11 protein-coding genes and 1 pseudogene are annotated in these 11,246 nt (G+C 68.9%); 10 read left to right on the top strand and 2 right to left on the bottom strand.

The annotated features are described in order from the left end of the window. Window positions 1–12: 12 nt before the first annotated feature. Window positions 13–1,416 carry an MFS transporter gene (locus tag P3T35_RS12410; protein ID WP_280706003.1) on the top strand — a complete coding sequence of 468 codons (1,404 nt, stop codon included), beginning with the start codon at window positions 13–15 and terminating at the stop codon, window positions 1,414–1,416. 15 nt (window positions 1,417–1,431) lie between these two features. On the opposite strand, the gene P3T35_RS12405 is transcribed toward P3T35_RS12410, so the two are convergent. Then, entirely contained in the window at window positions 1,432–1,965 is a 534-nt protein-coding gene (locus P3T35_RS12405; RefSeq protein ID WP_280705871.1) for a DinB family protein, read from the bottom strand. 377 nt (window positions 1,966–2,342) lie between these two features. Here P3T35_RS12405 and P3T35_RS12400 point away from each other — a divergent pair. Continuing rightward, window positions 2,343–2,879 (top strand): annotated as a pseudogene (locus tag P3T35_RS12400) (NUDIX hydrolase); the annotation flags it as partial. Between the two features lie 21 nt (window positions 2,880–2,900). Here the strand turns inward: P3T35_RS12400 and P3T35_RS12395 are convergent. After that, window positions 2,901–4,034: a helix-turn-helix transcriptional regulator gene (locus P3T35_RS12395; RefSeq protein ID WP_101379337.1), complete on the bottom strand. Its 1,134-nt coding sequence runs from the start codon at window positions 4,032–4,034 to the stop codon at window positions 2,901–2,903. Between the two features lie 354 nt (window positions 4,035–4,388). On the opposite strand from P3T35_RS12395, the gene P3T35_RS12390 reads away from it, so the two are divergent. The 8 genes from P3T35_RS12390 to P3T35_RS12355 all read left to right on the top strand — a co-directional run bounded on the left by P3T35_RS12390 (window position 4,389) and on the right by P3T35_RS12355 (window position 11,225). Further along, entirely contained in the window at window positions 4,389–4,748 is a 360-nt protein-coding gene (locus tag P3T35_RS12390; RefSeq protein ID WP_280705868.1) for an ATP-binding protein, read from the top strand. A gap of 97 nt (window positions 4,749–4,845) precedes the next feature. Continuing rightward, a complete protein-coding gene (locus P3T35_RS12385) occupies window positions 4,846–6,048 on the top strand; it encodes a cytochrome P450 (RefSeq protein ID WP_101379335.1) in 1,203 nt (400 codons plus the stop codon). Then, window positions 6,045–6,542, top strand: a complete 498-nt coding sequence (locus P3T35_RS12380; protein WP_101379334.1) for a deoxycytidine deaminase — start codon at window positions 6,045–6,047, stop codon at window positions 6,540–6,542. The genes P3T35_RS12385 and P3T35_RS12380 overlap by 4 nt, the downstream gene beginning before the upstream one ends. Next, window positions 6,539–7,072: a dCTP deaminase gene (gene dcd, locus P3T35_RS12375; protein ID WP_101379333.1), complete on the top strand. Its 534-nt coding sequence runs from the start codon at window positions 6,539–6,541 to the stop codon at window positions 7,070–7,072. The genes P3T35_RS12380 and dcd overlap by 4 nt, the downstream gene beginning before the upstream one ends. Further along, window positions 7,065–7,730 carry a hypothetical protein gene (locus P3T35_RS12370; protein ID WP_101379332.1) on the top strand — a complete coding sequence of 222 codons (666 nt, stop codon included), beginning with the start codon at window positions 7,065–7,067 and terminating at the stop codon, window positions 7,728–7,730. Before dcd ends, P3T35_RS12370 begins: the two co-directional genes overlap by 8 nt. Further along, a complete protein-coding gene (locus tag P3T35_RS12365; RefSeq protein WP_143676751.1) occupies window positions 7,691–9,538 on the top strand; it encodes an amino acid--tRNA ligase-related protein in 1,848 nt (615 codons plus the stop codon). The genes P3T35_RS12370 and P3T35_RS12365 overlap by 40 nt, the downstream gene beginning before the upstream one ends. After that, window positions 9,535–10,371, top strand: coding sequence for a class I SAM-dependent methyltransferase (locus P3T35_RS12360; protein WP_101379330.1), 837 nt, complete (start codon window positions 9,535–9,537; stop codon window positions 10,369–10,371). The genes P3T35_RS12365 and P3T35_RS12360 overlap by 4 nt, the downstream gene beginning before the upstream one ends. Beyond that, window positions 10,368–11,225: a class I SAM-dependent methyltransferase gene (locus P3T35_RS12355; RefSeq protein ID WP_101379329.1), complete on the top strand. Its 858-nt coding sequence runs from the start codon at window positions 10,368–10,370 to the stop codon at window positions 11,223–11,225. The genes P3T35_RS12360 and P3T35_RS12355 overlap by 4 nt, the downstream gene beginning before the upstream one ends. Window positions 11,226–11,246: the final 21 nt, after the last annotated feature.

Below are 11,246 nucleotides of genomic sequence, written 5' to 3'. Positions count from 1 at the left end.
GGCGGGCCCGAGCTGGACGAGGCCGCCCGGTCAGCCGAGCGCCGCCGCTGGCAGGCGCTGGGGGTCTGCCTGCTCGTCGGGTTCATGAGCCTGCTGGACGTCTCCATCGTCAACGTCGCGCTGCCCTCGATCGAGCGAGGACTCGGGGCGAGCGAGGCCGACCTCTCCTGGGTGCTCTCCGGCTATGCGCTCACCTTCGGGCTCACCCTGATCCCCGCCGGAGTGCTCGGCGACCTGTGGGGACGGCGCGCCGCGTTCCTGGTCGGCCTGGTGCTGTTCGCGGTGTCCTCCGCCGCCTGTGGGCTGGCCCCTACCGCGACGGCGCTCGTCGTCTCCCGGCTGGTCCAGGGCATGGCCAGCGGTCTGCTCGGGCCGCAGATCTCCGGGCTGATCCAGGAGATGTTCAGCGGCCCCGCCCGAGCCCGCGCCTTCGGCTACTTCGGCACCACGGTCGGCCTGGCCACCGCCGTCGGACCGCTCTCCGGCGGCCTGCTGATCAGCCTGGCGGGCGGTCAGAGCAGCTGGCGGTGGGTCTTCTTCGTCAATCTGCCGATCAGTGTGGTCGCCTTCGTACTGGCCCTGCGGCTGATCCCCCGCAGCACCGGCGGCGGCCTCGCCGCGGGCGGCCGCCGCCGGATCGACCTGGTGGGCGTGGCGCTGCTGGCCGCCGGGCTGCTGGCCATCCTGCTACCGCTGGTGCAGGAACAGCAGTGGAAGGGCGCGGCGAAGTGGTTGCTGATCCCGCTCGGCGTCCTGCTGCTGGCCGGCTTCGTCGCGTGGGAGCGGCACTGCTGGCTACCGCTGGTCGACCTCTCCCTGTTCTCCCTCCGCAGCTACCGCTACGGCGTGCTGCTCGGCCTGCTCTACTTCGCCGGGTTCACCCCGATCTTCTTCATCTTCACCCTCTTCCTGCAGCGCGGCCTCGGCTACAGCGCCCTCCAAGCCGGAGCGGCCATCACGCCGTTCGCGGTCGGCTCGGGTGTCGCGGCGATGGTCGGGGGCCGGCTGGTCAGCCGGCACGGCCGCACGGTGATCATCGTGGGCCTGGTCGCCGTGATCAGCGGCACCCTGGCGACCGCGCTCGCCGTCCACGAGGTCCCCGGGCACTCCGCCGCCCTCGCCACCGCCGCGCCCCTGGCCCTCGCGGGCATCGGCTCCGGGCTGACCATCTCGCCGAACGTGACCCTCTCCCTCGCCCCGGTCCCGCTCGCCCGCGCAGGCACCGCCGGCGGCGTCCTGCAAACCTCCCAGCGCCTCGGCACCGCCATCGGCGTCGCCTGCACCGGCGCCGTCTTCTTCGCCCACCTCGCGCAAGACGGCAACTGGGCGGCCGCCTTCCAACTGGGCGTCCTGGTCGCCACCGCCTTCGAGGCCTGCGCCCTACTGTGCGCGTTGGCCGACGCCCGCCGGCCCTGACGCCCTCCTTCTTCCTTACCTCCCGACCGCCCCGTCCGCCTGCTCCCGCAGGATGTCGGCATGCCCGGCGTGCCGCGCGGTCTCCTCGATCATGTGCACCAGAATCCACCGCATCGACCGCGGCACCCCGCCCTTCCCCGTCGCCCGCGCCGCCGCCCACCCCAGGTCGCCGCACCGCGCGACGATCGCATTCGACCGCACCACCGCCGCCCGATACCCGGCGACCACCGACTCCTCGGTGTCCCCCTCGCCCAACTCCATCCCGAAGTCCGGTACTTCCACCTCAGCGCCCTCAAACACCCACTCAAACCAGTACATCTCGGCCTCAGTCAGATGCTTGACCAGCCCCAGCAGATTCGTCCCCGACGGCACCCCCGCTACACGCGCCAGGTCCCCCTCCAGCCCCTGCGCCTTGGCGACGACTCCCTCGCGCAGGTAGTCCAGGAAGGCGAGCAGGGTGGCCTTCTCGTCAGAGTCCACGGTCGGCGGCTTGGCATCGACGCTGGCGGGGCGGGTGTTGGTGTCGGTACGCAGTTGATCATCAGTCACGGGTGCATGCTAGGGATACGAGGATGCCTGCGCCAGACCGCCGCCCGGTTGCCGAGTGCCGCTTCGGCGCAGGTCTGGCGCGATCGGCATCTCCGCCGCTCGGAGCTGTATGCAAGCGCCCTGTGCCGCATTGAGGGCTAGCTCCAGAGCCTCCAGTAGGCAGCTGAGACGTGTCTCGTGGAGGACGGTCCTCCTGGCCGGGCCAGTGCGAGCGCCGGTAGTGTGCGGTCATCGGGCAGGGGCGCCGCCGACACAGGCCCGGTCCGTTTGAGAGTTATCTGACTGCGGCAGCCCGCCACGGCGCCTTTTGCGGCTGATGGGGTGCTGATTTCGCTCACGCTCGGGGGATGTGATAGCTGATGGTCGATCAGACGGACGAGCTCCGGCCGTGGAAGATCCACGGGGACCGCGTGCTCTACGACAACCCCTGGGTGCAGCTCGCGCTGGTCGACGTCGAACCGCCGGGCGTGCCGCGTTTCGAGCACCATGTCGTCCGTCTGAAGCGTGTCGCCATAGCAGCGGTGCTGGATGCGGAGGACCGGGTGCTGATGCTGTGGCGTTATCGCTTCGTTCCCCAGGCCTGGGGCTGGGAGCTGCCGGGCGGCATCGTCGATCCCGGGGAGGACGGTAGTCAGGCGGCGCGGCGAGAAGTCGAGGAGGAGACGGGTTGGCGTCCTGACAGCCTCGAGCATGTGGTGACCTTCCAGCCGATGATCGGGATGGTTGATTCCCCGCATGAGGTCTTCGTCGGCGAGGGGGCCACGCTGGTAGGAGAACCCGAGGAGGGGGAGGAAGCAGGTCGTATCGCCTGGGTGCCGCTTTCCGAGATCCCGGCTCTCATGGCGGAGGGGAAGCTGATGGGTTCTGGCACCCTGGTCGCGCTCCTGCACATCCTGGCCAATCGAAAGCGGTAATCCTCGGCAGTTCGCCCCGGCTCATAACCTGGTGGACAGCTGCTCGATTCGGGCGGGCTGGCGAGCCGAGCCGGTGCGGTTGGCGAGATGTCGGGCCTGCCGTAGGTGGCCGATGGCCTGGTCCTGTTCCTCACGGGCGAGATGGGCCTGCACGAGGTCGCAGTGCAGACCGGCTGCAGCCCTGGTGAATGTCGAGTCCATGCCTGCGAGAGCGTCGTACAAATCGCTCATCGCGGCGTCGTCACCGAGCCGCGCGAGTACGTTCCCACGCCAGCGGGTCATATGGTTGCGATTGAGGAAGATGCTGGGCATGTCAGGGTCTCGATCGCTGGTTCCGTCGGGGAGTGCCGATGCAGCACGGTCCAGCGAGCGGCGGCAGGCGTCTGCCTGGCCGGCCTGGGCGAGTAGCTCGGCCTCGGCAGCGTGCAGCCACGCGTTCAGGCGCGGCGAGGCATTGCTCCCGACGGAGCGATGCGCCTCCTGAACGAGCTGCACAGCGAGCTCCGGCTTCCCTGCAGCCGAAAGCACGTACGCTTGCTCGGCCATGGCGTGGGCCAGGTACATCGGCTCCTTCGCCTCTGCCGCAGCGCGCTTTCCCAACTCGTAGTGTCGCCAAGCCCGCTCGGTGGCTCCGACGTCAAGCGCCTGCCACGCGGCCAGCGTTGCCGCGCCGGCCAGGCCTCGGGCGATTGGCTCCCTCGCGCTGGGCAGGACCGCGAAGGTCAGTGCCTCCTCCAGTGCCGCCAGGTGGGCCAGCATCTGGTCCACCAGGGCGGCAGCTCCCATCTGCCGATCGACGGTTCGAAGCAGCTCGGTCTGCCTCATGAAGGTGTCGACCATGCCTAGGCTGAGGCTGTGGGCCGACTCGATGCGGCTGATCAGATCGTCGTAACCGTCGACAACCAACGGCTGTGCCGCCAGTGTGTCGCCGCCGAGAAGCTCACGATCGGTCAGCCCGAGTAGGGCTCGCAGGATCGCGGCGTACAACGGGCCGATGGAGCGACGTGCGTTCTCCCACTCCGATACGTAGACGCGCAGGCTCGCGGTAGAAGCGATGTTGAGGAGCTTCTGCCGTGCATATCGCTCGATCTCGTGGACCAGCCGCTCTTGGGACCAACCGCGTTCCTTCCGTGCTTGCCGAAGCCGAGCCGACATCCCTCACCACCATCCCGAGTCCACACCGCAGTTGCCGGCCCAGGTCGTATCGCAGCAGGTCGCTGATGGTTAACACCGTGACGTTAAGGGGTGTTGGCTACCGATACGACCCTGAAGCCAAGTCTCATGGTTCCCAAGCTAAACGCTTGCTCGGCCGCCTGGCGGCGGTTCGCGACGATCCGAAGCAAAGTCATGACAGGCAGTCACTGTTCATGGGCGGCAAACACGTTAGGGCCGGCCACGCAGTGAGGTCTCCAGGAAGGTGCGGGAGTGCGGGTGCAGAGGACTATCGGGGGCACGGGTGTCGCACTGGCATTGAGCATGCTGAGGCCGGGCCCGACACAACCCGCACGAGTGAGTTGGGAACTGCCGGCAGAACTCTCGGCGGTGCCGCTCGCACGAGCTCGCCTCCGAGCGTACCTCGAGGGCCTGCTCGACCCCGAGACGTGTTCCGATGCCGCGCTCGTCGCCACCGAGCTCGTGGCCAACGCAGCAGCAGCCTCGGCCGTGGGTGGCGGCATCGAGCTCCGCGTCGAGGTCGGCGGCGGCAGCCTGCGAATCGAGGTGTTCGACTGCGCGACGGACACCCCCAAGCGACGCTGCGCTGACGAGTCCGCCGAAGGCGGGAGAGGGCTGCACTTGGTCGAGGAGCTGACCAGCCTGTGGGGCTGGCACCCGGTGGAGGGCGGCAAGGTCGTCTGGGCGGTGCTCTGAGTGGGCTCCGGCGACCGACAAGCAGCACGTCGTTACGGCCTTCGAGGCCCGCGCCAAGCAACCAGGAAGGAGTAAGTCAGTGAATCAAGCAACTGTCTTGGCCGCGCTGCAAGGCGATGCGCCCGATAGCGCCCTTGCCGAACTCGCTGCCGGCCCCCGGGCCATCGACTGTCCGGACCTTGGGAACGGACGCCTCGTCTTCCCGCGCTACCGGGAGGTCCGCCACCTGCTACGGGACCCGGGCTTCATCTGCGCCCCCACCGCGGCGGGGATGGTCGGCGCGCTGCCGGCGGAGCTGCGTGAACTGCTGGCCCCGGTCGCGTCCTGGGTGCTGTATGCGGAGCCGCCGCTGCATCCGCGGCTTCGGGCCTTGCTGGCCAAGGCATTCAGCCCACGGCAGATCACCGACCTCCGGAGCACCATCGTGCGGACCGCCGACACACTTGTCGTCGAGTTCGCCGCGAAGGGCGGCGGGGATGCCGTCACTGAACTGGCCGAGCCTCTGCCGGTGCACACCATCAGCGCCCTGCTCGGAATCCCGGAGGCCGACCAGGGTGTCGTCAAGGCCTGGTCGGACGACGTGGTTCTGGTCGCGGAACCGAAGCTGACGGTGGAACAGCAACGGCTCGTTGCTCTCGCCTGGCAACGCCTTGCCCGGTACTTCGAAGGCGTCATCGACGAGCGCCGCGCCAGGCCCGACAGTGACATCATCTCCGGGCTGGTACAGGCAGAAGCCCAGGGCGACCGCCTGACCACAGAGGAGATCACCGCCAACTGCATCGCTCTGCTAGTCGGAGGCCACGAGACGACCAGCAGCCTGATGTCGAGCCTCTTCATCGCGGCGGCGGCCCACCCGGAGCACCGTGAAGCAGTTGTCGCCGACGACACGTTCGCCGCCGGTTTCGTCGAGGAGGTCCTCCGGCTCGACGGACCGTCGAAGATCACGGCGCGTGCGGCCGTCTACGACACCGACGTCTTCGGCATTCCGGTGGTCGCCGGGCAGCGCCTCGTTCTGCTCCAGGCCTCCGCCAACCGCGACCCGGAAGTCTTCGCCTCCGCCGAGGAGTTCCGCCCCGAGCGGCATCCCAACCCGCACCTCGGGTTCGGCCACGGACCGCACGCCTGCTTCGGTGCGGCACTGGCCCGCATGCAAGCCACCGCGCTGCTCCAGGCATTCATGCGCGAGTCGGAGGCGCTCAGCATCGACCGCGCCGGAGTCCGCTGGAGGCCGTCTCAGGTCCTGCGGTCCGCAGCCCGCCTGCCGGTGACCTCCAAACGCGTGTTGGGAGGCACCGCGTGATCCTCACCGGTCCCTTCATCACCCAAGAGGTACAAGCCGGCCGGATCATCATCGAGCCGTTCCACCCAGAGGCCGTCAACCCGAACAGCTACAACTACCGCCTCGGTAAACGCCTCAAGCGCTACGACCAGGCCAAGGGCCGGTTCGTCGAACTGGAACTGCCCCAGAACGGGTACGTCCTCAGCCCGCACCGGATGTACCTCGGCCACACCGCAGAGACCATCGGCAGCTCCGTCTATGCCATGTCGCTGATCGGCCGCAGCTCGATGGGACGCCTGGGCCTGTTCTTGCAGTTGTCGGCCGACCTCGGTCACACCACCTCCTGCCATCGCTGGACGCTGGAGATCGTCGCCACCCGCCCCATCCGCATCTACCCCGGCATGGTCGTCGGCCAGGTTTCCTTCTGGCGCAACACCGGGACCATCCGCCCGACCCCGGCGCTATACGCCGCCTTCAACGACCCCTGCGAGTCACGGATCGGGGCGCGCCAGTGATCCTCACCGGACCGGAGATCGCCAAACAGGTCGGCCACGGCCGCATCACCGTGGCGCCCTTCGACAACACCCGCTGCACCACCAACTCCTACGACCTCGCCCTGGGCCGACGCCTCGCCCTCTACCAGGACGAGATCCTCGACCCCCGCCGTGAGCCCGCGTACGAGCTGCGCGACATCCCGGACGACGGCTACCTGCTCGCCCCGGGCGACTTCGTGCTCGCCGAGACGGCCGAGCGGATCGGAAGCGACCACTACGTCCCGCTGATCCACGCAAAGTCGGGCACCGCTCGCCTCGGCCTGTTCGTCCATGTCACCGCCGACCTCATCGACCTCGGATTCGTCGGCCGCTCCACGCTCCAGCTGTACGCCACGCTGCCTGTCCGGATCTGGCCGGGCATGCTCATCGCCCAGGTCACGTTCTGGGTGCCGTACGGCCCGATCGAGCTCTACCAGGGCAAGTACCAGCACGCGGACGGCCCGCAGGTCTCGCGCAGCTACCAGGACCACGCGGCGGTGGCGAATGGCTGAGAAACCCGGCGCCGACTTCCAGCACATCCAGCAGCGGGCCGCCTGTGCCTTCGCAACCCGGGCACGGATCGAAGCCGCACCCCCGTTCCGTGGTGCTGACGCGCGAATTGCCGGGCTCGCCGCCGCCAGCACCCTGGCGGACCTCGCATCGCGCGCGGACGCCGACGAGTTGGACGGACTCCTCATCGAGCTCACTGACGCCCGCCACGGTCTCAGTTTGGGCGCTCTCGCCGCGACCACCCGCGAGATTCTCGCCGGGTTGCTGGAAGCGGACGGCGATGCTGCAGCGGAGACACTGAGCAACGCCGGGGTGGATCACTGGTGGCTGACCCTGTGTGGGACCAGGTGGTTCGCTCTGGCCTTCGCCCCCTGCTATCCGGCCGACTCGCCCCGGTTCACCTTCGGTTCCGGTTCAACCTTCCTGCTTCTCCAACCGGTGGCCTCGTTCGACCGGCATGCGACGCCGCGAGGCTCAGTCATCGCCGATGAGGTACGGCAGATGATCCGCCGCGCGTATGCCGCTCGGGGATGCCCGTATGACGTCGACCTCGCCCAGCAGGACGTCGAGGCTCTCAAATTCGTGTGGCCGCTCCACCAGGGCGACGCGCCGGTGCAGTGGTGGCGGAGCGGGACCGCTGTTCGGCGGGAGTCGGCGTGAGGACGATTACCGACTACAGCCTGCTCGCCGCAGAGATCGCGGCGACCCATGCCGCGTTCCCGAGGACGACGTGGGACGCCCCGAGGGAACTGCTCGACGCAGCGCGCGGACTCTTCGCTGCGGATGGCGGCGAAGTACCGGAGGGCGCCGACCTGCTCGCCGGCATTGCTAGCCTCCTCACCCAGGGCCCCTACCGCGCAGTGCGGCTACACGGTCACACCAGCGGCTCCCCGCTACCGACCGCCATCCGCCCGGAACGGCCGTATGGGCCTCCCGAGGAGGACGTGCTCCTCCACGCGATCACCGTGTCCATGGCTCCGGGGACAGAGCCCTGGCCCTCAGGGCAGGCAGACTTGGAGCGGCTCGGGCGGGCGATACCCGCGCTGACCGGGGCCATACCGTGCCGCACGGTCGTGCTTAGGGCTGCCGCGGCCCGCTACTTGCTGCGCCGCCTACCGCCCGCCGATGACCCTCAACGGCGTTGGCTGTCACGACGGATTGCCTGGCTCCTCGACCCTCGTACCGACGACGCCGGTCCGCTCTTGTTCCGGCTCGTGGGGCCGGAGGACCCGCTCGTCGCCCACCTGGGCGATCACCTTCACCGGGCGAGCCAGCCGGGGATATCCGAGGCGTTCCCGTTGTCCGAACGGCAGGACGGACAGATCGAGGACGGCGTGATCCGCCTCGGCGGACGGATCCTCGCCCTCCGCAAGCACCGCCGCATCAGCTTCGCAGACCTGCACTGGGATGGCCGCACCGCGCAGCTCGCCATTGGACGTGACCTGGCCGCGGGGTTACGACCCGGAGACCTGGTGGCCGTTCGCGGGACCCAGGGGATCAGCAGCACCGGTCAGCCCACGTTCTTCGTATCGGACCTGGAGCGCCACCAGCCCGGCGCCCTACGGGCCGCTCCCAAGGCTGCTGCCGCGAGCAAAGCGCTGCGGCGGACACGTACGCACCTGGCCGATGGCGGATTCACCGAGGTGATCACCCCGGTACTGACGGACAGTTACTTCGGCGGCATGGCCCGCCCTTTCAGCACCTGGGCCACCGCAGCAGAACGTCGTCAGTACCTCCGCGTCACCACCGAGCTCGCCCTGCTGGACATCATCGCCTCCGGAATGAGCCGCTGCTACGAGATCGGCCCCAGCTTCCGCAACGAGGGCCTACGAGGGCAGTCGGCCAAGGAGTTCCTCATGCTGGAGGCGTACGCCGCCGACCTCGACCTCGCGAGGATGACGGAGTACGCGGTCAGCCTCATCCGCAGCGTGACCGCACAGCGGGGACCGCTGCGCAGACTGTCCTTCGACGACGCCTTCAGGGAGCTCTCCGGCGTGGATCCGTCTGACGCTTCGGCGGTCCGTGCCCTGGCCGCCGAGCAGATCCCCGTCACCGCCGCCCGCACCGACGACCCCGACATCATGGCCCGCCGCCTGTGGCGAAGCGCCGTACGGCACCGGATGCAGGGGCTCGTGGCCGTCGAGAGCATCCCCGGCCCGGGCTCACCGCTCATCGCCGGGACAGGCCGGGCCGCCCAGCGGATCTGGCTGTATGTCGATGGCCTTGAAGTGGCCGAGGTCAGTCGCAACGAGCTCGATCCCGGGGTGCTCGCCGATGCTTTCCAGCGGCAGTTCGCCCGGGACCCGCATCCCGTCCACCGCGACTACCGGCAGGTCATCGCCATGTTTGAAGGCGGTGTCCCACCCTGCGTCGGCATCGGACTCAGCGTCACCCGACTGGTACAGCTTGCCCGCCGGGACGGCGTGCCACTGACCGTCCCCTCGCCTCGACCGGAGCAGTTGCAATGAAACCGCCCGCGACTGCCGCTGACCTGGACCAGGCCGACTGGCTGGCTCGCAACCAGGCGATGTGGGACGCGCGCGTCCCGCTCCACACAGCCAGTGGTTGGTACGACCTCGACGGCTTCCGAAACGGAGGCCTCGCGCTGGACGACCTGGAGCTAGCCGGAGTTGGCGACGTCCAAGGCCGGAGCCTCCTGCACCTCCAGTGCCACTTCGGCCTCGGTACCCTCTCCTGGGCCCGGCTCGGCGCCGACGCCACCGGTATCGACTTTTCGGCAGCGGCCATCGCCCAGGCTCACGCGCTGGTCCGGGAGTTGGACGTGCCGGCGCAGTTCGAGCAGGCCGAAGTCTCCACCTGCCGACTCGGCCGTACCTTCGACATCTGCTTCACCTCCTGGGGCGTCCTCATGTGGCTCCCCGACCTCAGGGCCTGGGCACGCACCATCGCCGAACACCTGCGACCAGGGGGCGAGTTCTTCCTCGCCGAAGGGCACCCGCACCTGTTCATCTGGGACGACGAGCGCGACGGCGCCGGCTACCTGCCCCGCAACCCGTACTTCCGCCACCGCGAACCCGTCGTCGACGCCGAGGCCGGCACCTACGTCGACGACTGCCAGCGGATCGGACATGCGCAGTACCGCTGGAACCACCCGATTTCCGAGGTCGTCACGGCTATCGCCGAAGCCGGACTGCGCATCACCGAGCTCGCCGAACACCCCCGCCTGCCCTGGCGGCCGCTGGCATGGATGGTTCCCGACCAGCGGCCCGGCTGGTGGCGCATAGACCGTGACCCCTTCCCGCTCAGCTTCACCCTCAAAGCCGTCAAGGAGAACGCGTGACCACGACCTCCCCCCGTTCCCGCGCCTGGCCGATCCCCAGGATCCCGCGAAGCGCCGACGACGTCTGGTCGGCGGGCTACCCGGACTTCGTCGCCATGGTCAACCAGACCAACGTCATGCCCGGCGCCTATGCCACACTCAATGCCTGGGCGCTGCACTCTCGGATGGACCAGAACTCCACCGTCCTCGAAGTCGCCTGCACCACCGGCTTCTCCTCGCGGGAACTCGCCCGCCTCACGGGCTGCAGTGCGACCGGCTTCGACCTGTCCGCCGACTCCGTGGCCCTCGCCCGGTACAACCACCGCGACACCGGCCGCGACCTGCGACTGCAGTACGTTCAGGCTGACGGGACCACTTACGTCCCGAACCGCACCTTCAGCCACATCGTCGTTGGCGCGGCTCTGGGCTTCTTCCCCGACCCCGAGGCCATGGCCGCGCGGCTCCCGCACCTCCTGAACGACGGCGGCTACGTCCTCGCCTCGCCGTTCTGGAGCAGCAAACCGCTGCCTCCGGAGGTCGCCGAACTGCGCCGCGACGTCTTCGGTATCAGCAGCCCCATGGAGACCTGGGAGCAGGCCCGGGCGCTCTTCAAGGGACTTGACGTCCTATACCAGGCCGACCACGCGCTCGCGCCAGAGAGCGATGCCGATATCGAGCACTACAGCGTCTCCACGGTCGACCGGGTATGCGAACAGTCCGGCGTCGAGGACCCGCTCGTACGAGCGGCGATGCTCTCCCGGCTGCGCTTGATCAAGCGAGCCACCAATCGGCTGCGCGAGCACCAGAACTACTCGGTCCTCGTTCTGCGCTACAACGCGAGCACCTACCCGCGCCGGTTCGTCGAGCTCTTCTGATTGGCCGTCAGGAACATCCGA

This window comes from Kitasatospora sp. GP30 (assembly GCF_029892145.1).
Classification (GTDB): domain Bacteria; phylum Actinomycetota; class Actinomycetes; order Streptomycetales; family Streptomycetaceae; genus Kitasatospora; species Kitasatospora acidiphila.
This window is presented reverse-complemented; position numbering and strand designations above follow the sequence as displayed.